At 38.8% G+C, this 26,445-nt stretch carries 21 protein-coding genes; 12 read left to right on the top strand and 9 right to left on the bottom strand.

Annotation, left to right across the window (positions count from 1 at the left end):
• The first annotated feature begins 19 nt into the window (after positions 1-19).
• The 3 genes from UXI14_RS15290 to UXI14_RS15280 are packed head-to-tail and all read left to right on the top strand — an operon-like array spanning position 20 to position 3,125.
• Positions 20-940, top strand: coding sequence for a TIM barrel protein (locus UXI14_RS15290; protein WP_335966869.1), 921 nt, complete (start codon positions 20-22; stop codon positions 938-940).
• A 12-nt stretch (positions 941-952) separates the two neighbouring features.
• A complete protein-coding gene (locus UXI14_RS15285) occupies positions 953-1,825 on the top strand; it encodes a polysaccharide deacetylase family protein (RefSeq protein ID WP_335966867.1) in 873 nt (290 codons plus the stop codon).
• A 10-nt stretch (positions 1,826-1,835) separates the two neighbouring features.
• Positions 1,836-3,125 (top strand): APC family permease, encoded by a 1,290-nt coding sequence (locus UXI14_RS15280; RefSeq protein ID WP_335966866.1) that lies wholly within the window; start codon positions 1,836-1,838, stop codon positions 3,123-3,125.
• 67 nt (positions 3,126-3,192) lie between these two features.
• Here UXI14_RS15280 and UXI14_RS15275 read toward each other — a convergent pair whose 3' ends face one another.
• Together UXI14_RS15275 and UXI14_RS15270 are read right to left on the bottom strand one after the other, a co-directional pair.
• Positions 3,193-3,663, bottom strand: coding sequence for a CYTH domain-containing protein (locus UXI14_RS15275; RefSeq protein ID WP_335966865.1), 471 nt, complete (start codon positions 3,661-3,663; stop codon positions 3,193-3,195).
• Positions 3,660-4,328, bottom strand: a complete 669-nt coding sequence (locus UXI14_RS15270; RefSeq protein WP_335966864.1) for a nucleoside-diphosphate sugar epimerase — start codon at positions 4,326-4,328, stop codon at positions 3,660-3,662. The genes UXI14_RS15275 and UXI14_RS15270 overlap by 4 nt, the downstream gene beginning before the upstream one ends.
• An 81-nt stretch (positions 4,329-4,409) precedes the next feature.
• Between UXI14_RS15270 and dinB the strand changes: the two genes are divergently transcribed.
• The 8 genes from dinB (at position 4,410) to UXI14_RS15230 (ending at position 18,888) form a co-directional block, all read left to right on the top strand.
• On the top strand, positions 4,410-5,513 hold the full coding sequence (gene dinB, locus UXI14_RS15265; protein WP_335966863.1) for a DNA polymerase IV: 1,104 nt from the start codon (positions 4,410-4,412) through the stop codon (positions 5,511-5,513).
• 16 nt (positions 5,514-5,529) lie between these two features.
• Positions 5,530-6,924: an exonuclease domain-containing protein gene (locus tag UXI14_RS15260; protein WP_335966862.1), complete on the top strand. Its 1,395-nt coding sequence runs from the start codon at positions 5,530-5,532 to the stop codon at positions 6,922-6,924.
• A gap of 146 nt (positions 6,925-7,070) precedes the next feature.
• Positions 7,071-11,156: a DUF5689 domain-containing protein gene (locus UXI14_RS15255; protein WP_335966861.1), complete on the top strand. Its 4,086-nt coding sequence runs from the start codon at positions 7,071-7,073 to the stop codon at positions 11,154-11,156.
• An 860-nt stretch (positions 11,157-12,016) separates the two neighbouring features.
• On the top strand, positions 12,017-13,444 hold the full coding sequence (locus UXI14_RS15250) for an MATE family efflux transporter (protein WP_335966860.1): 1,428 nt from the start codon (positions 12,017-12,019) through the stop codon (positions 13,442-13,444).
• A 156-nt stretch (positions 13,445-13,600) separates the two neighbouring features.
• Complete coding sequence (locus UXI14_RS15245; RefSeq protein ID WP_335966859.1) at positions 13,601-14,014, top strand: hypothetical protein; 414 nt, start codon at positions 13,601-13,603, stop codon at positions 14,012-14,014.
• 175 nt (positions 14,015-14,189) lie between these two features.
• The gene (locus UXI14_RS15240) at positions 14,190-16,016 is read left to right on the top strand and encodes a family 43 glycosylhydrolase (protein ID WP_335966858.1); all 1,827 of its coding nucleotides are present in this window, start codon (positions 14,190-14,192) and stop codon (positions 16,014-16,016) included.
• A 115-nt stretch (positions 16,017-16,131) separates the two neighbouring features.
• The gene (locus UXI14_RS15235; RefSeq protein WP_277900249.1) at positions 16,132-16,653 is read left to right on the top strand and encodes a hypothetical protein; all 522 of its coding nucleotides are present in this window, start codon (positions 16,132-16,134) and stop codon (positions 16,651-16,653) included.
• 159 nt (positions 16,654-16,812) lie between these two features.
• Positions 16,813-18,888: a M13 family metallopeptidase gene (locus UXI14_RS15230; RefSeq protein WP_335966857.1), complete on the top strand. Its 2,076-nt coding sequence runs from the start codon at positions 16,813-16,815 to the stop codon at positions 18,886-18,888.
• Between the two features lie 73 nt (positions 18,889-18,961).
• Here the strand turns inward: UXI14_RS15230 and UXI14_RS15225 are convergent, their stop codons facing one another.
• The 3 genes from UXI14_RS15225 to UXI14_RS15215 all read right to left on the bottom strand — a co-directional run bounded on the left by UXI14_RS15225 (position 18,962) and on the right by UXI14_RS15215 (position 23,111).
• Positions 18,962-19,681 carry a hypothetical protein gene (locus UXI14_RS15225; RefSeq protein WP_335966856.1) on the bottom strand — a complete coding sequence of 240 codons (720 nt, stop codon included), beginning with the start codon at positions 19,679-19,681 and terminating at the stop codon, positions 18,962-18,964.
• A gap of 347 nt (positions 19,682-20,028) precedes the next feature.
• The gene (locus UXI14_RS15220; protein ID WP_335966855.1) at positions 20,029-20,841 is read right to left on the bottom strand and encodes an SDR family NAD(P)-dependent oxidoreductase; all 813 of its coding nucleotides are present in this window, start codon (positions 20,839-20,841) and stop codon (positions 20,029-20,031) included.
• On the bottom strand, positions 20,841-23,111 hold the full coding sequence (locus tag UXI14_RS15215; protein ID WP_335966854.1) for a M20/M25/M40 family metallo-hydrolase: 2,271 nt from the start codon (positions 23,109-23,111) through the stop codon (positions 20,841-20,843). The genes UXI14_RS15220 and UXI14_RS15215 overlap by 1 nt, the downstream gene beginning before the upstream one ends.
• Positions 23,112-23,287: 176 nt before the next feature.
• Here UXI14_RS15215 and UXI14_RS15210 point away from each other — a divergent pair, with 176 nt between their 5' ends.
• Entirely contained in the window at positions 23,288-23,749 is a 462-nt protein-coding gene (locus UXI14_RS15210; RefSeq protein WP_277900244.1) for a CBS domain-containing protein, read from the top strand.
• Between the two features lie 4 nt (positions 23,750-23,753).
• On the opposite strand, the gene UXI14_RS15205 is transcribed toward UXI14_RS15210, so the two are convergent.
• The 4 genes from UXI14_RS15205 to UXI14_RS15190 are packed head-to-tail and all read right to left on the bottom strand — an operon-like array spanning position 23,754 to position 26,236.
• Positions 23,754-24,104 carry a hypothetical protein gene (locus UXI14_RS15205; RefSeq protein WP_335966853.1) on the bottom strand — a complete coding sequence of 117 codons (351 nt, stop codon included), beginning with the start codon at positions 24,102-24,104 and terminating at the stop codon, positions 23,754-23,756.
• Between the two features lie 13 nt (positions 24,105-24,117).
• Entirely contained in the window at positions 24,118-24,459 is a 342-nt protein-coding gene (locus UXI14_RS15200; protein WP_335966852.1) for an HNH endonuclease, read from the bottom strand.
• Positions 24,441-24,677, bottom strand: a complete 237-nt coding sequence (locus UXI14_RS15195; RefSeq protein ID WP_335966851.1) for an NUMOD4 domain-containing protein — start codon at positions 24,675-24,677, stop codon at positions 24,441-24,443. The genes UXI14_RS15200 and UXI14_RS15195 overlap by 19 nt, the downstream gene beginning before the upstream one ends.
• 38 nt (positions 24,678-24,715) lie before the next feature.
• Complete coding sequence (locus UXI14_RS15190; protein WP_335966850.1) at positions 24,716-26,236, bottom strand: bifunctional GNAT family N-acetyltransferase/carbon-nitrogen hydrolase family protein; 1,521 nt, start codon at positions 26,234-26,236, stop codon at positions 24,716-24,718.
• Between the last annotated feature and the right edge of the window lie 209 nt (positions 26,237-26,445).

The following is a 26,445-nucleotide window of genomic DNA, read 5'->3' as shown; positions in this document are numbered from 1 at the left end:
TTATTTAAAATCCTTAATCATGCAGCGAAGAAAATTTCTTCAAAATACAATAACAACAAGTATTGGGGCTTCGGTATTACCTACCGGAGCCTTTGCTTTTTCAAATCTTGGGAAAGCCAAAAAGTATCCTTACCAATTAAAATATGCGCCCCATATCGGAATGTTTAAAAACCTGGCCGGCGAGAATGTACTGGATCAATTAAATTTTATGGCCGACCAAGGTTTTACGGCCTTTGAAGATAATGAGATGCGCAAACGTCCAGTAGCCGAACAAGAGGCAATGGCCAAGGTCATGCAGGACCGTGGCATGGAAATGGGCGTTTTTGTGGCACATACCATATACTGGACAGAGCCCAACCTTACCAGCGGGAAAAAAGAGTATCGCGACGAATTTTTAAAAGAAATAGAAGCCTCGGTAGAAGTGGCAAAAAGGGTAAATGCGAAATGGACAACCGTTGTCCCCGGTTTTGTGGACTTACATTTAGAACACGGTTACCAAACGGCCAATGTGGTGGAATCGCTTAAACAGGCAGCCGCCATTTTAGAGCCTCATGAAATAACCATGGTGCTCGAACCGCTAAATTTTAGAGATCATCCGGGGTTGTTTTTGAAAAAATCGGCACAAGCTTTCGAAATCTGTAAAGCCGTTGGCTCACCTTCTTGTAAAATTCTATTCGACATTTACCACCAACAAATTACCGAGGGAAATCTTATTCCGAATATTGAAGCCAGCTGGGATGAAATTGCATATTTTCAAATGGGCGATAACCCCGGGCGCAAAGAGCCAACAACGGGCGAGATTAACTACAAAAATATATTCAAATATATTGATGGTCGGGGGTTTAATGGAATTTTGGGCATGGAACATGGAAATTCCCAATCGGGAAAAGAAGGAGAACTGGCGGTGATAAAGGCATATCAAGAAGTAGATAATTTTTAATGAATTTAGCTTATGCATAATCTTATCGAGAAACTCGGATATACACCAACAGACAAATTACTTATTATCCATGCAGATGATGCCGGGTTGTGCTATGCCGAGAACAGGGCAACAAAAAAAGCACTGAAGGAGGGCATTGTTAATTCGTATAGCATTATGGTGCCCTGCCCGTGGGCATACGAAATGGCTGCTTTTGCCAAAGAAAATCCAGCTTTTGATTACGGAATCCACCTAACGCTTACATGCGAATGGAAGCATTACAAATTTGGTCCGGTGTTGCCCGCAAACGAAGTTCCGAGTTTGGTGGATGGCAATGGGCATTTTTACCCAAAACGTGCCATGATGAAAGAAAATGCAAATCCAGAGGAAGTTAAAAAAGAATTGATTGCCCAAGTAGAACGAGCACTTTCATGGGGAATACAACCAACGCATCTGGATTCGCATATGTTTACAACCGGTTTAACCAAAGAAATCATTCAGGTGTACCGGGAAGTGGGCGAACTGTTTAAAACCCCCATTTTTTTAAGCAGGCAATTGTTGAACGATTTTAAAATGGATACCGAACAATACCTCCGGGAAACAGACTTTACCATAGACAATGTATTTACGGGGGAGTGGAAATGGTTTGAAGGCGAGGGGCTCGCAGCTTATTACGATTGGTCGTTGAAAAATTTAAAAGAAGGCTTCAATATAATTTTGATTCATCCGGCTTATGATGATGCGGAAATGCAGGGGGTTGCCATCGATCATCCCAATTTTGGGGCAACATGGCGGCAATGCGATTTGGATTATTTTACAAGTAACCGTACAAAAAATTTAATCGAAAAATATAACATCAAATTAATTACATGGAGCGACCTTAAGGCAATTCTTCATAAAGATTAAAACCGGAGCAATGGCAACAAATGGAAAAATTGGTTTAAAAGAAGCTATTTCCATAGGTATAGGAGGAATGGTTGGCGGAGGCATTTTTGCTGTTCTGGGCTTGGCAGTTTCACTGGCCCAGGGAGGTACGCCCATAGCCTTTTTAATTGCCGGAACAATTGCCTTGGTTACATCATATAGTTATGTAAAATTATCGTTGGCGTATCCAGACCGTGGAGGGACCGTAAAATTTATCAATCAAGGTTTTGGAAAAACTACATTTAGCGGTGGGATTAATAATCTGTTGTGGGTGAGTTACATTATTATGCTTGCCCTGTATGCTTCTGCATTTGGTTCGTATGCTCCAAATTTATGGGAAATTACTGGAAACGTTTCTCTGGACACGCATATATATTCCAGTTTAATTGTTGTGTTTGCAACTGTAATTAATTATTACAGCATAAAAGTAGTGGGGAAAATAGAAGATTATGCAGTTATAATTAAACTAATTATTCTTATTGGGTTTGTATTTGTTGGGCTATATGGATTAAAAGACAGCTCTAATCTACAGCAATTGGCAATTGCCAATTGGGAAAAGCCCATAAAATTGCTTACGGGAGGAATGGTAATTTTTGTGGCCTATGAGGGTTTTGAGCTTATAGCCAATTCTGTACCAGATATGGAGAACCCCAAAAAGAACGTTCCCCGAGCGTATCTTTACGCTGTTCTTTTTGTTATTCTGCTTTACATCGTTATTGCTGTTGTTACTGTGGGTTCCTTGCCGTTTTCCAAAATAGCCGAAGCCCAAGATTATGTTTTGGCAGAAGCCGCCAAGCCCATGCTGGGAAATATTGGGTTTACTATTATTACTATTGCGGCCCTTATTTCTACTTTTTCGGCAATTAATGCAACTTTGTACGGCGGGAGCAGGGTAAGTTATGAGATTGCCGAGGACGACGAATTGCCACATGAACTTACAAGTACTCTATGGAACCAGCCTGTCGGGCTGTTTATTACTGCAATTCTAACATTAATACTTACCAATGCACTTCAGTTAGAAAGTATTTCTACTGCCGGAAGTATCGGTTTTTTGCTCATTTTTGCAACAGTAAATTATGTAGGGTATAAAAAAGCGGTTGAAATTAGTGCCAGAAAATGGATTGCCCTTGTTGGTTTTTTGTTGTGTGTAATTGCATCTATAGCCTTGATTGTTCAGCAATACATTTCAAACCCAATGGGTATTTCGGTAGCTTTGGCAATTGTGGTTATTTGTTTTGTTATGGAGTTTTTCTATAAAAAATCCGAACGGAAATCACCTTAATTATCATTTTGGTTGACAGCTAATATTTAGTTATGGACATTTCATAACGGTTTTAATTAGTGTTTGGCTAAGTCCATTCTGTAAAGGGGTGTTTACTCAGTTGGGAATTGTAATATCTAATATCGCCTGTAACTTCCTTGCCCAACCATGCAGGTTTCGAGAAAGTTTCACCTTCCGAAGATAATTCAACTTCGGCAATTATTAAACCTTGGTTGTCTCCTAGAAATTCGTCAACTTCAAAAAGGTGATTGCCTACCTTTATATCATATCGGTATTTATCGATAATGCCTTTTTCACAAATTGCAATTAAATGTTCGGCTTCATCAACTGGAATTTCTTTTTCCCATTCAAATCTGCTGGTTCCCGATGCGTTCGATTTTCCTTTCACGGTAATAAAGCCTTGGTTTCCCTTTATTCTAATACGCACGGTACGTTGCGGGTCTTTGTTTAAAAAACCCTGAACAATGTGGGCTTTATTTTGGGCTTCTTCTTTAAAGGCTTCAGAAGCAACTAAAAACTTCCGTTCGATCTCGTTCATAAATTATTGGCTATTTCGTGTATTTGCTCATTGGGGATCCTGCGCGTTTTTCCGTCGGTATTGGCGAGAAAAATCATGGTTTCGGCTATTTTTTCCGGACTTACCGGTTGATATTTTTTTAAAGGCCCGGTCATTAAATAATTAAGCCCTTTCATAAGTTGTTTAAACAGCCATTCTCCAGTTCTTTTTTCTTCCCGTTTTCCACTTATTAATGATGGTTGTAAAATAATAATTTTTTCAATGTTCTTTAGTAAAACTTCCCGTTCCATTAAACCTTTTACCCTGTTGTAAAAAAACTTGCTTTTGGTTTTTGCGCCCAATGCCGAAATAACCGCAAAAGTATGGATATTGTTTTTTTCGCAGAGCATGGCCGCACTAACCGGAATTCCGTAATCAATTGCTTTGTAGGTGCTTTTCTTGGGGGTTTTGGCCCTGGTGGTTCCAATACAGCAATATACTTCGTTGGCGGTAAAGTCGTTTTCGTGTAGTTTTAAATCGAATAAATCCACCAAATGTTCTTCAATTTTTGGATGCTCAATATTGGTGCGGTTTCTAGAAAACAGTTTAATTTTATTATAGCGTTTATCCTTGAGTAATTTTGTAAGTAAAATACTTCCGGTCAAGCCTGTAGCTCCTAAAATAATTGCTGTTTTTCCTTCTTCCATAATACAATGTCTATCTCAATAAAGTTACTTATTATTTTTTTGGAAGTTTAATAAAAATGCCATTTTAAGTTAAATTTGTGTATGGAAAAGCCGCTCCCGTTAAGAAAGATTATTCATGTGGATATGGATGCATTTTATGCGTCTGTGGAGCAGATGGATAATCCCGAACTAAAAGGAAAGCCTTTGGCCGTTGGGGGTAGTGAAAAGCGCGGAGTGGTATCGGCGGCAAGTTACGAAGCACGAAAATTTGGTGTGCGGAGCGCCATGAGCGGTTGTTTGGCCAAAAAAAACTGTCCGGATATTATTTTTGTACGGCCTAGGTTTGATAGGTATAAAGAAATATCATACAAAATACGCCAGATATTTTTAGATTATACCGATTTGGTGGAGCCTTTGTCGCTCGATGAGGCTTATTTAGACGTTACCGAAAACAAAAAGGGAAACCCATCGGCAACCATGATCGCCACAGAAATTAGAAAACGTATTTTAGATGAGGTCGGCCTTACAGCCTCGGCAGGAATTTCTGTTAATAAGTTTATAGCCAAAATTGCAAGCGATTACAACAAGCCCAATGGCCAAAAAACGATAGAGCCCAATGAGGTTATTGAGTTTTTGGAGAACTTGGAAATTAGAAAGTTTTACGGGGTTGGCAAGGTAACAACACAGCGGATGTATCAGTTGGGGATTTTTACGGGTTACGACTTAAAACAAAAAACGCTGGAATTTTTAACAGAACATTTTGGGAAAAGTGGCGGATTTTATTACAATGTTGTCCGTGGCATCCATTTAAGTGCCGTAAAACCAAACAGAATTCCCAAATCGGTTGGTGCCGAACGTACTTTTAGCGATAACTTAAGCAGCGAAGTATTTATGCTGGAGCGGTTGGAAAGTATTGCCAACGAATTGGAACGCCGACTAAAAAAAAGCAAAATTGCGGGAAAGACCATTACGTTGAAAATAAAGTACAGCGATTTTAAATTACAGACAAGAAGTAAAACAATCGATTATTTTATTGCCGACAAGAGCTTGATTCTAGAAACAGCCAAAGAATTGCTGTATCAGGAAAGATTGCAAAATTCGGTTCGGTTATTGGGGATTTCTTTGGCAAATTTAAATACAGAAAAAGAAAAAAAAGAAGTTGTAGCGCAAAAAACAGTTTCGGTGCAATTGAAATTTGATTTTTAAAAAACGGAGACCAAGAATGAATTACGCCATAATTGATGTAGAAACCACGGGACTTAGCGGGAGCGGTAACAAAATTACCGAAATAGCCATTGCCCTACACGATGGCCATAAGGTGTTGGACCAATATCATACCTTGGTAAATCCACAAGTGCCAATTTCCGGTTATGTGGTCGGCCTCACGGGAATAGACGACAGTATGGTAGCACAAGCACCTGTTTTTAGCGAAATAGCTTCAGATGTTTTACGGTTTACCGAAGGTAATGTTTTTGTAGCGCACAATGTAAACTTCGATTATAATGTTATCCGGAATGAATTTAAATCCATCGGGATAGACTTCAGCAGAAAAAAATTATGTACGGTAAGGTTGTCGAGAAAAATTTTCCCGGGGTTGCGTTCCTATAGTTTGGGCAAGTTGTGTAATTATTTAGAAATTCAATTAAACAACAGGCACCGCGCAAAAGGCGATACAGATGCAACTGTTATCCTGTTCGAAAAATTACTGCAAAACGATTTAAACGGGGAAATTCCCAAGCAGCTCAATGTAAGAAGTGGGGAAGGGGCATTGCCCGCAATGCTTTCTAAAGAAACATACGATAATCTGCCCGAGCGCCCCGGCATATACTATTTTAAAAACCAAAACGGGAAAATTATATATGTAGGAAAGGCCATTAACGTAAAAAAAAGGGTGCTGAGCCATTTTTACGATAAAAAAGCCAAGGAAATAGCCCTTTGCCGCGAAACGGCTCATATCGATTTTGAAGAATCGGGCTCGGAATTAACAGCGCTTTTAATGGAGTCCGTTGCCATAAAGCATCATTACCCCAAATACAACAGGGCGCAAAAAAGAACCAATAAAGGTTTTGCCGTGTTGGCATATACCAACCGAAAAGGGATACTTCAATTAGGTTACAATAAGGCTGCATTGGTACCGCAGCCTATAGCCATATTTTATAGTGTAAACGAATGTATGCAGTTTTTGGAATCGCTTTGTAAAAAGTTCGATTTATGTCCAAAATATACCCAATTACTGCCTTCGGGAGCGGGCAATGAAAAGTGCAATCATTACAAATTCGACAATTGCCGCGGAATATGTATTGATGGCGAGCCGGTAAGCCAATACAACAAGCGCGTGCAACAAGCTATAAGTTCAACAAAAATGGAAACCGATAGTTTTGTGGTGGTTACCAAAGGGCGCACCCAACAAGAAAACAGTATCGTACTGGTTGAAAATGGTTTGTATAAAGGATATGGCTTTATTAAAAAGGCCGAACAGATAAATAATTTTGATGCCTTTACAAATTGCATCCAATTACAAAACAGTAATAGTGATGTAATGCGTATTATACAGCAATACATGCTCCAGCATGAAAATGCAGAGGTAATTTACCATTCAAAAATGCAGGCTATGTAATGTGTTTTAATCCAATTACGGTGTTCTGCACATAATGTTATTCATCAACTAAACTCAAAGCTAACAATCATATAACATTGATAGTCAATTTGTAATAGAATATAAATGTTATTTTTGTAGTAACTAATCAACTAAAAAATAAGTATATGAAGCAATTTCTACACTGTTTGCTTATTGCACTTTTACCCCCTTTCCTTTATTCGCAAAGCATTTTTATCAACGAGATACATTACGACAACGACGGAACCGATACCGGTGAAGCCATAGAAATAGCGGCTCCTGCGGGAACCGATCTTTCACAATGGACATTGGAGCTATACAACGGTGCCAACGGAACGCGGTACAATACCTTAAACTTGACTTCTGTTACCCCCGATTTAGATGGCGGTTATGGCGTGGAATATATTATGTTGCCCTCAAACGGGTTGCAAAACGGCAGCCCGGACGCAATTGCATTGGTAGACAATCTGGGTAATGTAGTACAGTTTTTAAGTTACGAAGGAAGTTTTACCGCAGTAGACGGAACGGCAATGGGGGCAACCAGTGAAGATATTGGCGTGGAAGAATCCAACAGTTCGCCAATTAACGGATCGTTGCAACTTGTTGGAACCGGAACAGATTATACAAATTTTACTTGGGAAGTAACAGCACAGAATACCTTTGGGAGCATTAATGCAGATCAGTTTTTTAGTGAGCCTGTTAACAATCCACTGATTAACGAATTTGTCTTTAATCACACAGGAAGCGATACCGATGAGTTTGTTGAAATTTATGGATTGCCCAATACCGATTTGTCTTCGTACTGGATTTTGGAAATAGAAGGCGATAATACTTCCGCAGGTACAATAGACGGGGTTTTACAACTTGGAACCACTAATGAAAACGGATTTTATACAACACCTTTTGCCGGAAACGAATTCGAAAACGGTTCGGTGACCTTACTTTTAGTTGAAAATTTTACAGGAAACCTAGGCGATGTTATCGATACAGATGCAGATGGTACAATAGATGTTGTTTCTTGGGACGCTATTACTGATGCCATTGCGGTAAACGATGGTGGTTCTGGCGATTTACTTTATGCCGCGACTATTTTAAACCCTGATTTCGACGGGGGCTCGTTTGCGGTTGGCGGCGCTTCCAGAATTCCAAACGGCGTTCATACAAACAGTACCGTAGATTGGGTACGAAATAGTTTTAACGGGGCGGGACTGCCCAGTTTTCCAGATGCCGAAGCAAGCCCGGGAGAAGCATTAAATACCCCGGCAACCAACAATCAAGTTTTTAATGATGGTACAGATGCCGTAGTAATAATTAATGAAATTGATGCAGATACACCGGGGACAGACACAGCAGAGTTTATAGAACTGTTTGATGGCGGAACGGGAAACACGCCTCTCGACGGGTTGGTGGTTGTGCTCTACAACGGAAATGGAGATACGGTTTATAATACCTTCGACCTTGACGGGCAAACCACCAATGCCAACGGATATTTTGTTTTGGGCAACGAAGAGGTGCCCAATGTTTCCATGGTTTTTAGTGGCAACGGACTTCAAAACGGAGCTGACGCGGTAGCCATATATCAAGGCAGTACTGCCGATTTTCCTAACGGAAGCAACCTTTCTTTAGATGGTTTGATGGATGCAATAGTTTACGATACAGATGATGAAGACGATACCGAATTGCTGGCATTGTTAAATGCAGGCCAACCTCAACTAAACGAAAACGAACAAGGAGACAAAGACACGCATTCCTTACAGCGCATCCCTAATGGAGCAGGCGGAATGAGAAACACAGGCTCTTATGTGGCACAAACTCCAACTCCCGGAACAGAAAACGGTGGTATTGTCGAGCCAACAGAACCCGTTACCATTGCAGAAGCACGTAATCTGCCCGATGGAACAACGGTAACAATCAGTGGGGTGCTTACCGTAGCCCATAATTTTGCGGGGCCGGCTTATATGCAGGACCAAACAGGCGGAATAGCCATTTTTGACGAGCAGGTACATGGAGGCAATTTTGCTATTGGAGATTCTATAACCATAACGGCCACGCGCTCATCATTTAACAATCAAATTCAGGTCGGACCTGTATCGGTGGTTACCAATAACGGATTGCCAACAAACCCAATTACCCCCAAAAATATTACACTTGCAGAACTGCCCGATCATCGTGGTGAGCTAGTACGGGTAACAAATGTTTCATTTCCATCACCAGGAAATTTGTTCTTCGGAAATTCAAACTTTCAGGTTGCAGATGCCTCGGGAACAGGAGAATTGCGCATCGATGCCGATGTAGAAACATTGGCAGGAACAGTTCAGCCGGAAACATGTAACGAAATTATAGGCGTCGTGGGAACTTTTGAAGATATTGCACAATTGTTGCCACGTTTTGACCAAGATCTGCCTTGCGCCGAACCTTTCGACCCCGATAACGGAATAGATATACCTAAAGACCAAACTATAGATATTGTTACGTGGAACATTGAATGGTTTGGAGATGAAGGAAATTCGCCCGCGGCCGGGAACCCAAATTCAGATGCCATCCAAAGAGACAGCGTGGTAACTATAATGAAACAGCTGGATGCCGATATTTATACAGTTGTGGAAATCTCAGACGACGCCTTGTTTGCACAAGCCGTAAATGAACTCGATGGATACGATTTTGTGCTTTCAGAAGCCACATCATATCCCAATGATACAGGAACCAAACAAAAGGTTGGGTTTGTTTATAAAACGGCAACCGTAACACCAAAGAAAACACAGGCCTTGCTGGCAACACTACATCCTTATTACAATGGTGGCGACACTTCCTATTTAACAGATTATCCTGCCGAAGCCGATCGTTTTTACGCAAGCGGAAGACTCCCTTTTTTAATGACGGCAGATGTCTCCATAAACGGCACAACAGAAGAAGTGAACATCATTGCCCTTCATGCCCGTGCCAATAGTAGCGATGGCGCACAGTTAAGGTACGGTATGCGTACATACGATATCGAAGTATTAAAAGATTCTTTGGATGTAATGTTTCCAGATAACAATATAATTTTGGCAGGCGATTATAACGATGATCTGGATGAAACAGTTGCAGATGGAATTAATACCACAATTTCTTCATACAATTCGTTTATAAACGATCCAGATAATTATTATTTGGCAACTTTAAGCCTGAGCGAGAAAGGGTTTCGCTCGTATGCTTTTAGGGAAAACATGATAGACCATATATCATTGTCCAACGAATTGGAAGATAATTATATAGACAATTCAGCAATCGTTCATTACGAGTTTTACGATGGAGATTACACAAATACGGTATCCGATCACTTTCCAGTATCCATCCGCTTAGAACTTGGGGAAACAATTACGTTGGCAATAGAAGAGTTAACCACGACCAATGCAACCTGTTATGGCGCAGCAAATGCAACGGCGTCTTTAGCGGTAAGCGGAGGCGTACTTCCTTATAAATATCTCTGGAGCAATGGTGCCACTACTCAAACCATAGAAAACCTTGCTCCAGGAGAATACAGCATAACGGTAACAGATGCAGTCGATAATACGGTAACTACCAATTTTACCATTGCACAACCAGAAGAAATTATAATTACAATGCCCCAACCAGAAACATTGTATATAGGCTATGGAGCTAGCGAATGTGCTACATTAGCTCCCGAAAATATTTCTGGAGGAACGGGGGCTTATTCTTATCAATGGAATACCGGGGAAACAACGCAAAGCATAACCGTTTGCCCAGAGCAAACTACCACGTATACACTTACGGTTACCGATGAAAACAATTGCACCAAAACTACAGATATAACCATTGAAGTAGAAAATGTAAGCTGTGGTAATAATCCATGGATAGAAAAAGTGGCGGTATGCTTCAAGGGTAAATCCCTATGCGTATCAAAATATGCAGTGCCGCATTTATTGCAAAGAGGGGCTGTGCTTGGAAGTTGCGAAAATCAAAACAATACGTCGGTAGCATCTATTTGTTTGGCACCAAACCCGGTGTGGTACTATACGGCACTTATTATTAGAATGCAAAACCGTGCAAGCTTGGATATAGCCTTGTTCGATATCAGCGGGCAATTGCGTTATCAAAAGAAAAATGTATCGGTAAAAGTAGGGTATAACATCAAGCCTTTACAACTAGCATCGTTGCCACAAGGAATTTATATCCTAAAAGTATACGAAAACGGTAGGGCAGTAAAAGACCTCAGGGTAGTAAAAAAATAGAACAAATCAAAAAGGGTTCCTTACAAAGAAAGAGAAGTTGTGCTTCTTTGTCACAAAGTACAGTTCCCTTGCTCATAACAACGGGGCCTTGCTGTAAAGATATGGTTTCGTAAAGGGTGAGTACGGTCCCTACGGTGTTAAGTACAGTTCCTACCGAGCTAAGTAAGGTTCCTACGGTGCTAAGTATAATAACTACCTATCTAAGTAAGACACCGTGATAGATAGGTTCTATCTCTACACACCTAAGTACGGTTCCTACGCTGTAAAGTATAGTCCCTACCTACTTAAGTACGGCATCTACGCACTTGGGTATAGTCCCTACATGGTTATATACAGTTACTTTGTATATAAGAATAAAATTTTTTTTGCTGAAGTTGAATTTCTATACGGTTAGATAGCATAGTTTAAGTTGAAGTATTATGATAAAGTCAACTTAATGAAGATAATGTGCCTAAAAATTATTAGTTCAAAGCCCGTACAATATCATTTTAGGTAATGATGGTAGAAAAAAGAGAGGAGCTAAAAAGTATAAATTGGCTTCTTGTACCAGCCCCCTTCAAATGTACTCTATTCAACAACTAGATATCTTTGGTAGGCTACCAAAACAGCACAGTCGGGCAGGGATCAGGCTGGTATACAGTACTAAAAAGCTTCATGGGTGCCCTTTTATTTAGCCCATTAAATATCAATACAACAAAAAAAAGACAGTATGATTAACAATGGCGGGATGCCCCCTTTATATTGTCGTTTTGTCTCCCTGTTAAAGCATTCATTGTATATGGTTTACATGGTTAAATGGTAATATATTTGCTAAATGGCAAACAGAAGCAAATTTTAAATCCGTAAAGCAAAGTATTAGTATGAAAGGCCAATCAAATAACTCAATTGAAGTGTCCCCAAGAAAGAGATCCATATGGAGAGGGTTAAAAGCTGCCATAAAGGGCACCACGGTAGACTATACCAAAATAGATCTTAAAAAAGCAATTTTTTTGTTGGCTGTTCCAATGATTTTAGAATTGATAATGGAATCTGCTTTTGCAGTAGTAGACATTTATTTTGTAGGTAAATTAGGGGCATCGGCTGTTGCTACCGTTGGACTTACCGAAACATATATGTTCCTGCTGTATTCAATCGCCATGGGTCTTGCTACGGGGGTAACAGCCATTATTGCAAGGAGAATAGGCGAGAAAAGAGGCGAAGATGCCAGTAAAGCAGCTATACAGTCAATTATAATAGCCATATTGACCTCCATACCATTTGCAGTCTGCGGAATTTTCTTTGCCAAAGACATGCTTGCGCTCATGGGCGGCGATGCTTGGAGCTTAGAGCACGGCTATAGGTATACGCAATGGATGCTGGGCGGAAATATGGTTATAGTTTTATTGTTTATCATCAATGCAGTATTTCGCGGTGCCGGCGATGCGGCCATAGCCATGAAAGTTCTTTGGGTGGCCAATGGCTTAAATATTCTACTCGATCCTTTGCTTATTTTTGGCTGGGGGCCTGTACCTGCAATGGGCATAGAAGGAGCTGCCATAGCAACTACAATTGGCAGGGGCATAGGTGTGGTAATCCAGTTATGGATATTATTTAAAGGAGGGAAGCACATAAAAGCTTCGTTGGCTCAATTATATATAGATGGAAAAACAATGATGAATATTGTAAAAACTTCTTTGGGCGGGGTAGGGCAAATGATTGTTGCTATGACCTCCTGGATATTCATAATGAGGATTCTGGCAGATATCGGCAGCGATGCCGTAGCTGGATCCACCATTGCACTCCGTATAATGATGTTTACACTCATGCCGGCATGGGGGCTTTCTAATGCCGCTGCAACATTGGTAGGGCAAAATTTAGGCGCAGGTCACCCAGAAAGGGCAGAGTCGTCCGTATGGAAGATAGGGATGTACAATATGTTTTTTTTAATAGTGGTCTCTATTGTTTATTTTTTCTTTAACCATGCCCTCATGGAAATATTTACAGACAACCCAAACGTAATTGCAATAGGCGGTAAATGGTTAAAGATACTTTCTTACTCCTATTTTGTATACGGTTGGTGGATGGTGTCGGTACAGGCCTTCAACGGTTCTGGAGACACCAGGACTCCTACCAAGATAAACTTGGTTTTCTTTTGGCTTATCCAGATACCGCTCTGTTACTTTCTGGCAGTAATGCAAGATTGGGGATATTCGGGAGTGTTTTGGGCGGTATTTGTATCAGAAACCGGCGTAGGCCTGTTTACACTCTGGCTCTTTAACAAAGGAAAGTGGAAAACGGTTCAAGTATAAAAGGGAATTATCTATTTAACAATAAACTGATTTTCAGTAAATAGAGTTTGTAATTTTTTAGTATCTTTAGAAAAGAAATTTCCTTCACCTGCATAATATTAAACATGTAATTTTCTCCAGTCCTACAATACATAATCATATCTAAATTTTATACAGATGAAAAAAAGTATTGTACTCTCCATTGCATTTTTATTAATTGGTTACGTTGGCTCTTCACAAATAAGGAATAATAATGTTAGGGATAATGTAGGCTGGCAAAAAATTGGCGAAGTTAAGGCCAATTATGGTAACGATCACGATGCCATCAATGTAGATGGCTCTTTTAACGACTTTAGAATATTAAAGTTCAATGTAGGCAATGCCGATGTTAACATGGAACGTATGGAAATTACATACGATAGCGGTGCAAAAGAAAATGTTCCGCTACGTTTGGAAATAAGAAAAGGCGAAGAAAGCAGGAATATTAACTTGCCCGGTGGAAAAAGACGTGTGCACAAAATAGAGTTTTGGTATAATACAAAAGGGATGTTTAGTGGCAAAGCACGCATTACCGTATATGGAAAAAGGTAACTATGTAATAGAATATAACAAGGGGTGTCTGTAATTGTTTTATTGTAAGCTTGTTAGGGGTTAATACATAATCAAATAAATACTTGATGTAGTTTTGATGTACCATATTCTTTGGGGGCAAGTATAACTTTTAAGTAGTTTCGAAACTCACTTATATTTTTAATACCGCCATATCATGATCTATACTTTTAAGCAGTCATGGAAGTACACATTGTTTTCAATAATCTTACTTTCATCGCTATCGTTACAAGCACAAACAAACCTTTCAAAAAAAGAATACAAAACCTATTGCAACCCTATCGATATAGATTATTCCTATATGTCGCATTACAGGGGTAATAGCGATGTTTCATACCGTTCTGGGGCCGACCCTGCGGTGGTGAACTTCAAGGGGAAATATTATATGTTCGTTACCCGGTCTCATGGGTATTGGGCTTCAACCGATATGAGTGATTGGAAGTTTATCAATCCGCAAAGTTGGTACTTCAATGGTTGCAATGCACCGGCCGCTATGGTTAGAAACGGAAAAATATTAGTGTTGGGGGACCCATCCGGAAGAGGGGCCGTTATAGAAACAGACAATCCGGACCTTGGCGACTGGAAAACCAATTATGCCGTAATAAATGTTCCCAACGGGGTACAAGATCCAGACCTTTTTGTCGATGACGATAATCGGGTTTACCTTTACGAAGAATCTTCAAATAAATGGCCTATTCATGGCGTAGAACTCGATACGGCCAATTATTATATTCCGAAAGGAGAACAAAAGGATTTATTCAATCTACATCCAGACAAACATGGTTGGGAACGTTTTGGACAAGACCATAAATCGGATATAAAACCTTTTATTGAAGGCCCGTGGATGGTTAAGCACGGAGATACTTATTATTTGGAATATGGAGCACCGGGAACGCAATGGAATGTTTATGCCGACGGTGTTTATACCAGTAAAAACCCATTGGGTCCTTTTACCTATGCCCCATATAATCCAATATCATACAAGCCTGGAGGCTTTTTAAAGGGGTCGGGTCATGGAAGTACCGTTAAAGACAACAACGGTAATTATTGGCACTATTCAACAATGGCTATTTCTGTTAATTACAAGTTCGAGAGAAGACTGGGCATGTATCCTGCCGGTTTTGAAGATAACGGACAAATGTACGTAAATACAGCTTATGGCGATTACCCGCATTATTTACCGGGAACGAATGTAAAAGACCATAAGGAACGTTTTACGGGATGGATGCTATTGTCTTACAAAAAACCCGTAACAACAAATTCTCCTTTAGTCGAAGGCGAAAACAAAGTGGTAGATGAAAGTGAAAAAGGGTATATGCAGGAACAAATTCACGGCTTTGAAATAGAAAAGATCAACGATGAAGAGATACGGTCTTATTGGGTTTCGGCAGCCAACAACGATTCCATTTACGTGCAAATGGACATGGAAAAGCCCATGGACGTAAAGGCAATTCAAATAAATTTTCAAGATTATAAAAGTAAAATATTTGGTCGTCCCGATACCTTAAAACAACGCTTTACCATAGAAGCTTCCTTAGACGGGAAAAAATGGCAAACCATTGCAGATTATTCCAAAAACAATAGGGACATGCCACATGGGTACATAGAGTTGAAGCAGCCCGTAGAGGCCAGGTATATAAAATACAACCACGTATATTGCACCAATGAATACCTTTCTATTTCAGAATTGCGGGTTTTTGGCAACGGACAAGGGAAAACTCCCAAAACACCTTCGCATTTTAAGGCAGTACGTCAAGAAGACAGGAGAAACACCATGCTTACCTGGGACGAAGATAAAGACGCAACCGGATATGTAATTTATTGGGGAATATCCAAAGATAAATTAAATCTTTCGGCATTAATGTACGACAGTCCAAATTACGAATTAAGGGCATTGAATACAGATCAAAGCTATTATTATCAAGTGGAGGCCTTCAACGAAAATGGCATTTCTAAAAAAAGCAAAATACTTTATACGGAATAGTACTAAAATTAAACCGTTCCCATATAACCTTGTGTACAGGTTAAATTAAACTCAAAATGAAGGTTATTTTGTTTTACTCTATTATCTTTGAAACCCGTAAACAAAATAACTTTCTTTGAGAACTATTAAGTACATATTAATTATTGGCATATGCTTGGTAATGTATAATTGTGGAAGCGACGATAAACAGGACAAAAATAATTCGGAAGAAACAACCACAGAAGTGAGCTATTCCAGTTTGCCGGCCATTAATAAAATAAGTAAGGAAAAACTTGAAGAAATAAATAAATGGAAAACTTTTAAGGAGCTTAGTACTTTAATGGAAAAGTTTCAACGCCAAAACAGTGGAGACCTCACTTATTTTGCAGAGGAATTCATCCGCTTGGATGGTGAAATTGAAAAAGACTCTTTGTTTCCGCAAAAATTTAATGTTCCCGCCGTAAGAAGCCGTTTGGTGGTTTTAACTACGTTTACCGAGCAATTTAAAACCCGCTTGGACGAGAACTCCCCGCTGGATTCTATAAATATATCCCGAAAAAGGGTTTTAGATGCATACAATGCGGTAAGGCTACAACTCTCGGAGACCCTAAAAAGCAAACTTTATAAAGAATTTCTGGAAGGAAAGGATGCCGAATAACCTTTTTTGCTTGTTATAACGCGCCTCCTCCACCATCAAAATAAATATAAAACGCATACTTCTTAACAAAGTGTTAATTTATAAACGGTTAGCAACTACAGTTAACAAATTGTTTTAAATTGCGGAGATTCATAACAAAACTAATCAAATATTAAAAACATGAAGTTAACTATTCAACAACCCATTTTGTATGGGCTTGTATCGGTTTTGCTATTTATGTCCTGTGAGACCGAAAAGAAAAAAGAGGTGGCCGAAGTAAAAGAAATACCCGGTATTAACCTTTCTTATATGGATACAACCGTAAGTCCGAAACAAGATTTTTTTAGGTACGTAAATGGCAAATGGCTGGATGAAACAAAAATTCCAAACGATAAAACAACTTGGGGCAGTTTTAACGAGCTTAGGGAACAAACCGATAACGATGCCCTGAAAATTTTAAATGAAGCAGAAAAAGACCCAAATCTAGATCCAAAATCAGATCAGGCAAAAGCAGTTCGTTTATACCAGTCCATTATGGACACAGTTTCCAGAAACGAGCAAGCTGTGGCCCCTTTAAAGCCATATCTTGAAAAGATTGATGCCATAGAGAACATAAAAGACCTACAAGCATACATTACCGAAATGACGCCGTATACTGGGGCAGTATTTTTTAGTTTCGGGGTAGGTGCCGATGCAAAAGATAGTAACAAAAATAGGGCAGGTTTAGGAGCCGGAAGATTAGGCCTTCCCGACCGGGATTATTATTTAGAAGAAGATGAAGCTACTAAAGAAATAAGAGAAAAGTATGTGGCACATATTACCAAGATGCTTCAATTTATTGGGTACAATGAAACGGAAGCAGCTAAACAAGCCAATCAAATTTTAGCATTCGAAACACAATTGGCAAAGACAATGCTTGATAAAGTAGAACGTCGCGACCCAAAGACTACTTATAACCCAACAGCGGTTGCCGATCTTCAAAAAATGGTCCCTTCAATAGACTGGAAAGCATACCTCGGCACTATCGGGGCATCGGTGGTAGATACCGTAGATATTAGCCAAGTAGCTTATACAAAATCGTTGGAAGATGTATTTGGTGCTGGAAACGTAGACGACTGGAAAGCATATTTGCGCTGGTCAATGTTGAACGGTGCAGCAAATTCCCTTACCACCGAAATAGATAGGGCCGATTGGAATTTTTACAGCAAGGAATTAAGAGGGGCGAAAGAACAAGAGCCTCTAGAAAAAAGAGCATTGCAGAAGGTAAATAGATCGGTTGGAGAAGCATTGGGGAAATTATATGTTGATAAAAAATTCCCACCCGAAGCCAAAGCCGAGGCAAAAGAAATGATTTCCAATATCATAAAAGCTTACGAAGTTAGGATTAATGCTTTGCCATGGATGGATGAAGCAACCAAAAAGAAAGCGATTGAAAAAATTGAGAAAACAACTATTAAGGTAGGATATCCAGACAAATGGAAGGATTATTCTGCACTGGAAGTAAATACGACACAAGAAAAAGGTTCTTATTTTCAAAACGGGTTAAACGTGGCTCAATGGAATTTTAACAGGACAATAGATAAACTAGGAAAACCGGTAGACAAGAGCGAATGGTACATGTCTCCACAAACAGTTAATGCATATTATAATCCATCATACAACGAGATTGTTTTCCCTGCGGCTATTCTTCAGCCCCCTTTCTTTAATTTTACGGCCGATGCCGCTGTAAATTATGGCGGAATGGGAGCCGTAATTGGTCATGAAATTTCTCATGGCTTTGATGATAGCGGTGCCGATTATGATGCTGATGGAAATTTGGTAAACTGGTGGACCGACAAAGACCTAACCCAGTTCAACGCCTTGGGAGATTCATTGGCATCTCAATACAGTAGAATTGAAGTATTGCCTGAAGTATTTATTAACGGAAAGTTCACCTTAGGAGAAAACATTGGCGACCTCGGCGGTGTAAACGCTGCCTACGACGGGCTTCAAATGTATTTAAAGGAACATGGCAACCCCGGAAAAATTGACGGATTTACCCCCGAACAACGCTTCTTTATGTCATGGGCAACCGTATGGAGAACAAAAATGCGAGATGAAGCCTTGAGAAATAGGATAAAAACCGATCCGCATTCACCTGGAATGTACAGGGCCACTCAACCGTTGCTTAATATTGATGCATTTTATACCGCATTCGATATTCAAGAAGGAGACGATATGTATGTAGCTCCAGAAGAACGCGTTAAAATTTGGTAAAGGTAGATATCTAAAAAAAGAGGTGCTTAAAAATTAATTTTTAAGCACCTCTTTTTATTTATAACGGTTATTTCTATTTATCTTCGGTCGGGGTTTGGGGGTTTTGTTGTTCGGCAGCTTCTTTTTGGTTTAATAAAAGTTCCCGTATCTGCTTTGCCAATTTAAAGTTGGGGGCCATAACAATGGATTCATCAATAGGTTTTATGGCTTCGTCTATATTGGTTTTGTCTTCATTGTATTTTAGCAAGCCTTCCTGATATTTAAAAGCGGCCTTCAATGGAACTTGGTATGGTGGGTTGGCCTCATAAAAGGGGAGCATATCTTCGTTGGTTGTATGTTCCAGGCCATATTTTATATAGGTTTGGGCTTCTACGGTTTTTCCTATTTGTAAATTGAGGTCAACCAAGTCGTAAGCGGTATATACATCTGCTTCACGCGAGAACATAATATCAAATTGTTGAACGGCCAACTGTGGCTGGTTAAGAGCCTTTAAAGACCGGGCTTTTACTTCCACGGCCAAATCTGATGCTTTGGTGTCTTTTTCGGTCCCAAGAAGGTTTATTGCCTGTACATGCTGACCGGAATTGCTGTAAAAGAAGGCCAATGTGTCTTTTCTGGCTTCTGTTGGGTTGAGCACATTTAGATGGGTCAGTGCATTTATAACGCCCCTTACATCGCCTTGTTTTTTCATTTGTTTATAAAAGGCTTCGTAATGTTGGGCAAGTGCTTGGTTGCTTTGGGAAAAAGCAGGCATTGTGGTTGCTAAAAACAACGCAATGAATAAATTTTTCATAGTAGAAAACATTATTTGTAAATATAAAATTGCAACTTCTTAAGTAATAAGTGTTTGTTTAATGTGCCAAATCTATTAATTTTTTTCAATTGGAAGGTAGAATTGTTGCAACAATAAAAAAAAGGAGAACCGTATAAAACAATTCTCCTTTTTAATAAACTAATCTAAACTAACTTAAAAACCTAACCTAACTTTATCTTCTAAGTTTTCTAAAAATGAAAAACAAATATTTCGTTTCTTTTACATTGTAAAATTACTAAATGCCCTGTGTACTGTTGTTATTTTTTATCGTGTTTAACCAATATTTAACTAGAAAATAGTCGCTGTGTTAAGGATTTTAACTTGATTTAATCAGAAAGGTCTGGAAAAGCAAAATGGTAATCTAAATATTTGTTAATTAATATTGAGGTAACGGTTTTTCCCTTTGTTTTTGTAGTTTCTTTAAATGTTGGAGGTAAAACACCCATTTTGTGGGCTTTTTCAACATAGAAATCTTTTCTTTCCGGATGTTGCGGTGCCACGGCATTAAATGTTTTTCCCCATATTTCTTTATCGATTACAGCATTGATAATTCCTATACAATCTGTAAGATGGATTAAATTTACGGGTGCCCGTGGATTAGCAATATTTTTTCTTCCCGAAAGGGAATTTACTGGGTGCCTGTCGTTGCCATAAAGCCCAGCAAACCTTATAATTGTTGTTTTAAAGTGCGGGTTGTTACTTAAAATTTTTTCAGAAGTCAATATTTGTTTCCCGCTTTCGGTTTCGGGCGATGGAGGCGTGTTTTCATCAACTATATCGTTTTTGCTGGCATAAACAGAAGAACTGCTTGCAAATATTACTTTTTTAACTCCCGATTGTTCTATTTTTTTTGAAAGTGTTTGAATTTTAGAAACGTATTTATGTCCTGAATTTTTTTTAATCCGGGGCGGGATGTTTATTATTAGAATATCTACATCTTTTAAAAAATAACTGATGTTCCCTTCAATATGCTGTTGGTGTACGGCTATTAAAAACGGATTAATATTGTGCCTGGCCAGATTAAGTATTTTATCCACGCTTGTAGTGGCCCCATTTAGTTGATGCTTTTTCTTCTCCAGCGAAATGGCAAGCGGTAAGCCCAACCATCCGCAGCCCAATATGGCAATTTTTTTTGTCATTATAATTGTAGTGTTTTTTTGGTTATAACGGCATCGTTTAAAACAAAAGGCATGGGGATACTGTTGTCGGGTCTTTTTGGTACGCTAAACAAAGGGTGATTCAACAAATTGTTTGAGGCTTCATAAAAAATTAGTTGAGGTTTTTCCTTGCTGTTAAATACCAAATTTAGCTCTGTATATTCGTTGTTGCTTATAAAATGTGTTAAAAGGCGTTGGTTTCTATCTTTTAAAAAATCGTTACTTAATGCAATTCCATTTGCGGTACAGCTTACTATTTCTACATCATTAGTTAGAATTTCCAACCTATTAACATTTCTGCGCGGTGTAACGCAAAGAGTTACATGCCTTTTATCGGTATAAATGGTGTCGGAAATGATAGCAATATCGGGTGGCGGGATATTTTTAAGCGGCGCTTTGGAAATATATGAAAATCCAGTGCCGTATTTGCTGCTAAAATCATTGCCGGGACCGGGTTTTTGTTTTTCATTCCCTAAATATTGTGCTGTCCATGGGTCTAAAACATGGTTGTAAGTTGCCCATTCTGCTTTGTTGGTATCGGCATCGAGCATATAAACAAGGCTGGTGGGATGTGGTCTTTCTTTGGTAAAACCCGATTGGAAATGAGCTGCTACCAAAAAAAATGCACATACAACAAAGCTTAGTAACGAAAAGATTTTTTTGTTTTTGTACGGTCCAAAAATGGGTAATAGCAGACCAAAAAGCAAAACGCTTAAAATACAAGAAGATACCAATACTTTTAAGCCCAAACCTATAGGGAACATTTGTATTAGGGGAGCAATAATCCAAAGGGCGGGCACGCAAAGAATGATTAAAAATAATGTTGCCGGCTTTTTTCTCTTTTTATTAATGGATATGAACAAGGCCGCCAATGCCCCATAAACAGGAATTATAAAAAAACTGGCGCCTTTTAAATACATGGCTGTTGCGCAACAAATAAGTATCCACATGAAAATGGGTGCTATTAACAACTCTGATGCAGTAGTTTTTTTAAATTTTGAGTATATATAAAAACTAATACCAAAAGCTAATGCTGTAAACCCGGCAATATAAAAATGTCCATTGTATGTAAACCCCTGTAGAATATCGGCATATTGTGGGTATATGCCTTTCAAGGCGGGCCAACAAAAATAGCCTATTAACCCGGCTAGGATAAACGATATAAAAAAAGCAAGGAAACCATTAAATATACCCTTTCCCGTTAACTTTTTATTTTTAATTCCTATAATTACAAAGGCAATTAACAGTACTATTGCAAGGATAAGCATCGGGAAAATCCAGCTAAATGGATAGTATACAAAGTTAAAAACGGGAAAATCGAAATAAATATAATCGGTATTGGCCTTGATTTCATTTAAATTATAATTGGCATAATAGTCCAGCAAAGGGAGGAGGTAAGATATTTGGTGCTGTACCGTTTTCTTGTTAACCCTTTCGTAACTATCGTTTGCTGTATGATAATCAAAATGGTCGTCGATAAAAGCAAAGTTGAATCCTTCAACATCGGCATCTTCCCTAAATACTGTTAAATCGGTATCGTTTGGTAGCATTTTATAAATGCTATAAGCCAGCGAGTTTGCTACGGGAAACTGTACTCCTGAATTATTGAAACTTTCGATCATGTTTTTGTTGCCCCCGTTTGTTTCAATAAGCATATAGCTTGGACCACCACTTCCCCGAGCCTCAAAATTTAAAATAAGTCCGATTTTTTGCGCCAAAGGATGCTCTTTTACAAAAAGCTGAGCCCCGTTTAGCCCAAGTTCTTCGGCATCTGTAAATAGTATAATAATATCGTTTTTAGGTGCTTTGTCTTTTTCAATAAAACTTTTAACGGCTTCCAAAATTACGCTCACACCAACGGCATCGTCGCTTGCGCCAAGGGAAGAATGAGGGTTGCTGTCGTAATGAGACATGAGCACAAGTGCTTTTTGGCTATTTCCGGTTCCTTTTATTGTTGCAATAATATTTTCGACCTTACTTAAATTTCCCCAGTCCCCGCTGGTGTACCCTTGCTGCACCACTGTTTTTAGGCCCATGCCCTGTAATTGAGAGATAATGTATTGTTTTACTTTTTCATGAGCTTCAGTCCCCACAAAATGAGGGTTTTTGGAAATTGTTTTAATGTGCTTTAAAACATTTTCGGTCGAAATTTCTTTAGGAGCATATTCCGCTTGCGGCGTTAAATCATAGAAGCGCCAGGTGGCTAATGCAACAAAAACAATAAAGGTTAAAATGGAAGTAAGGTTTTTCATGCAATTTTTTTTGGCTATTATAAATGTAATTATAAAAATTAAAGTATGAATAATTTTACGAAGCTTATAAATTTAATAAACTGATAAAAATTAACTATTTCATTAAGAATAATATATTTTAATTAGCAAAAATTCATTAACTTTATAATTTACACCAAACTTAAAAAAGGATACATATGGGCATTAAAAGTTTCCAGGGAGCACGGGAAGAGCAAAAGAAAGAATACAAGGCTCCGATTCTAGTCGAAGATTATATGACTAAGAATTTAGTTTTATTTAGACCTGAACAATCCATATTGGAAGTTATGGAGCTGTTTATAAAACATCGGATTTCGGGAGGCCCCGTATGTAATGAATACGGACATTTAATGGGGATTATTTCTGAAGCCGATTGTATGAAACAAATTTCTGAAAGCCGTTATTTTAATATGCCCATTCTTGAGAAAAATGTTGAAAATTTCATGACGAAAGACGTAGAGACCATACCGCACGACATGAATATTTTTGATGCCGCGTCCCGATTTTATAAGGGGCATAGAAGGCGCCTGCCCGTCATGGAGCACGGAAAACTGGTTGGACAAATAAGCAGGAAAGATATTGTGGTTGCCGCATTAAAACTTAGCAGCCATAATTATTGATTTATTACCTTTCCCTGCGTACGAGCATATAAAAATCATTATCCAAAGGGAGGTAACCTATATCGTATAAAAAGAAATAGGTTGTTCCCTTTTTTGTTGTATATGTATTGGTTATGTACTCAAAATCAAACCCTTTGTCCAATAATCTGGATTTTGTGGTTTTTGTTTTGCCATCGGGATTTAATTCTTCCAGGATCCTATAATTTTTCCTAAGGCGGTTATTAATATTACGTATTAGGTTTTTATTGTCTTTGTTTAGTTTATTATTGTAGGTGTTCCTACAATAGTCACTGCAATATTTTTTTTCGGACCTACCAATAATTTTTCCATTACATTCAAGACAATATTTGCCCATTGTAGCCTCTGGATTATGGATTTACGCTTCCCCAATTTTCGCCAGATTTGATTCTGTACAATTGCATTTCGGAGATACCAAATTGTTTTGCAATCATTTTTAACCGGGTCCTGCGGTTGGGATCGTTTATTTTTCGTTTTATGAGCCTTACTTTTGCCTCGGTGAGTTTTGCATACGTTCTATGCGTTTTTCTTTTTTCTTTGGCGGCAAGCATCTTAGGACTGTTTTTATTGTGCTCGGTAAGCTGTTTCCTGTTTACCCATAGCAAATTAGTGTAGTCGTTATTAGTTCTGTTATGGTCTTTATGAATTACAAATTTTAATTTTTCGGGGTTGTCTATAAACAAAATTGCCACAGCCCTGTGTGTATATACAGCAGCTCGTTTTTTCTGTCCTTTTTAATGGCGGTAATGGCTTCATAGCCACCAACCAGCCCCGGCTTTATAATTTCTCCATCTTCTTTGTATTTGTAGCTTATAATCCTGCCGTAGTTGGAGATTTTGTACTTTTCATTTTCTTTCCATTCTTCTTTTGAGAAGTCTTTCCATACTTCTCCTTTTAAATTAATTATCATTTATTTTGAGGTTTAGGGGATAATATCCTCTAAATATACTATTTTTTTCTCACTTCATACAAATCTAATCGCCTATCTTTTAAAATTTTAACACTTCCATGCTCATGCAATTCCTTTAAAAGGTCGAGATTTACATCAACTAAAAGTGTCATTTCGGTATTTGGGGTGGCCTCTGCTTTTATGCCATTATTGGGAAATGCAAAGTCAGACGGTGTTAAAACGGCAGCTTGCGCATACTGTATGTCCATATTGTTTACTTTGGGTAAATTTCCAACACAGCCTGCAATGGCCACGTAGCATTCATTTTCTATGGCACGGGCCTGTGCACAACTCTTAACACGCGTGTAACCGTTTTGGGTATCGGTAAGGAATGGCACAAAAAGGAGTTGCATGCCTTCGTCTGCCAATAGTCTGCTCAATTCCGGGAACTCAACATCGTAACAAATCATGATGCCAATTTTTCCGCAATCGGTATCAAAGGTTTTTATCACGTCTCCCCCTTTCATCCCCCAATGTGCCACTTCATTGGGTGTTATGTGTATTTTGGTGTACATTTCTGAAGATCCGTCCCTTTTGCACAAAAAACCGGAATTGTAAAGATTTCCGTCGATTATATGGGGCATGCTGCCAGTTATGATATTGGTATTGTACGAAATGGCAAATTCTTGAAATTTTTGGTGAATGGGTTCTGTATATTTTGCCAATTCCCTAATGGCATCTGCTTCGTTGAGGTGATTGTAATCGGCCATCAAAGGTGCCGTAAAGAGCTCTGGGAACAAGGCAAAATCGCTTTCATAACCAGAAACGGCATCAATAAAAAATTCTGCTTGCTCGAATAGGGCATCCAGATTTTTTAAGGGCCGCATTTGCCATTGTATCAGCCCAAGGCGCACTACCGATTTTGCTGCGTTGATAAGTTTTGGGCTTTCGTCGTAATAAATATTGTTCCACTCCATCAAAACAGCATATTCCAACGAATGCACATCACCTTCAAGATAATTTTTCAATATTTTTTTCACGTGAAAATCGTTGCTTAGCTGAAATGCCAAAACAGGGTCGAACAATTCTTTCATCCGTACTTTTTCTATGTATTGCTTCGGGCTGATCTCTTTTGCGTATTTGCTATAGTTTGGAATACGCCCGGCAAACATAATGCCCTTTAGGTTGAGCTGTTCCGTAAGTTCTTTGCGTTTATCGTACAGCCTTCTGCCCAGACGTAGGCCCCTGTATTTTGGATGAATAAAAACATCGATGCCGTACAAAATATTACCTAGCGGATTATGGGTAGAAAAGGTATAATTTCCAGTGATTTCTTCGTAAGTGTGATTGGTGTCTATATCGGCTTCACCTAAAATTAATGACAACGCACAACCTACAACTTTTCCGTCTACAAGTATTACCAATTGGCCTTCTGGGAAAATGTTGAGCAATTTTTTTATTTCGTGCTCTTTCCAAGGGGCGTCGTCGAGTCCGCTATAGGCTTCAATCATGGACGAACGAAGTTCCAGGTAATCTTCAATTTGAAGGTTTCTAAGTGCTATTTTACTTATAGTTTCCATATGCAACTGATGTTATTAGTTATTTACAAACGATTACAAATGTTTACAACCGAATTTAAGCGAAAGTAACCACGTAATAACCGAATAGGCAACCAAGGGGATATAATCTTTGTACTGTTGAATTTGAATGAACCGAATTTACGGCTAAAAATAATATTAATCCTTTAAATTTTTAATTATGAACAGTTTAAGAAACAGTGTTAAGTTAA

Source organism: Galbibacter sp. PAP.153 (genome assembly GCF_037029175.1).
Lineage (GTDB): Bacteria > Bacteroidota > Bacteroidia > Flavobacteriales > Flavobacteriaceae > Galbibacter > Galbibacter pacificus.
Note: the sequence above shows the minus strand (reverse complement) of the source record. Positions and strands in the feature narration are given on the sequence as shown.

Coding starts and splice junctions, on each gene's coding strand:
- UXI14_RS15270 (WP_335966864.1), bottom strand. CDS start 4,328: ATGGAAGAAGGAAAAACAGCAATTATTTTAGGAGCTACAGGCTTGACC.
- UXI14_RS15225 (WP_335966856.1), bottom strand. CDS start 19,681: ATGAAAAATTTATTCATTGCGTTGTTTTTAGCAACCACAATGCCTGCT.
- UXI14_RS15275 (WP_335966865.1), bottom strand. CDS start 3,663: ATGAACGAGATCGAACGGAAGTTTTTAGTTGCTTCTGAAGCCTTTAAA.
- UXI14_RS15260 (WP_335966862.1), top strand. CDS start 5,530: ATGAATTACGCCATAATTGATGTAGAAACCACGGGACTTAGCGGGAGC.
- dinB (WP_335966863.1), top strand. CDS start 4,410: ATGGAAAAGCCGCTCCCGTTAAGAAAGATTATTCATGTGGATATGGAT.
- UXI14_RS15250 (WP_335966860.1), top strand. CDS start 12,017: ATGAAAGGCCAATCAAATAACTCAATTGAAGTGTCCCCAAGAAAGAGA.
- UXI14_RS15210 (WP_277900244.1), top strand. CDS start 23,288: ATGGGCATTAAAAGTTTCCAGGGAGCACGGGAAGAGCAAAAGAAAGAA.
- UXI14_RS15290 (WP_335966869.1), top strand. CDS start 20: ATGCAGCGAAGAAAATTTCTTCAAAATACAATAACAACAAGTATTGGG.
- UXI14_RS15220 (WP_335966855.1), bottom strand. CDS start 20,841: ATGACAAAAAAAATTGCCATATTGGGCTGCGGATGGTTGGGCTTACCG.
- UXI14_RS15205 (WP_335966853.1), bottom strand. CDS start 24,104: ATGGGCAAATATTGTCTTGAATGTAATGGAAAAATTATTGGTAGGTCC.
- UXI14_RS15230 (WP_335966857.1), top strand. CDS start 16,813: ATGAAGTTAACTATTCAACAACCCATTTTGTATGGGCTTGTATCGGTT.
- UXI14_RS15285 (WP_335966867.1), top strand. CDS start 953: ATGCATAATCTTATCGAGAAACTCGGATATACACCAACAGACAAATTA.
- UXI14_RS15245 (WP_335966859.1), top strand. CDS start 13,601: ATGAAAAAAAGTATTGTACTCTCCATTGCATTTTTATTAATTGGTTAC.
- UXI14_RS15215 (WP_335966854.1), bottom strand. CDS start 23,111: ATGAAAAACCTTACTTCCATTTTAACCTTTATTGTTTTTGTTGCATTA.
- UXI14_RS15280 (WP_335966866.1), top strand. CDS start 1,836: ATGGCAACAAATGGAAAAATTGGTTTAAAAGAAGCTATTTCCATAGGT.
- UXI14_RS15195 (WP_335966851.1), bottom strand. CDS start 24,677: ATGATAATTAATTTAAAAGGAGAAGTATGGAAAGACTTCTCAAAAGAA.
- UXI14_RS15240 (WP_335966858.1), top strand. CDS start 14,190: ATGATCTATACTTTTAAGCAGTCATGGAAGTACACATTGTTTTCAATA.
- UXI14_RS15255 (WP_335966861.1), top strand. CDS start 7,071: ATGAAGCAATTTCTACACTGTTTGCTTATTGCACTTTTACCCCCTTTC.
- UXI14_RS15190 (WP_335966850.1), bottom strand. CDS start 26,236: ATGGAAACTATAAGTAAAATAGCACTTAGAAACCTTCAAATTGAAGAT.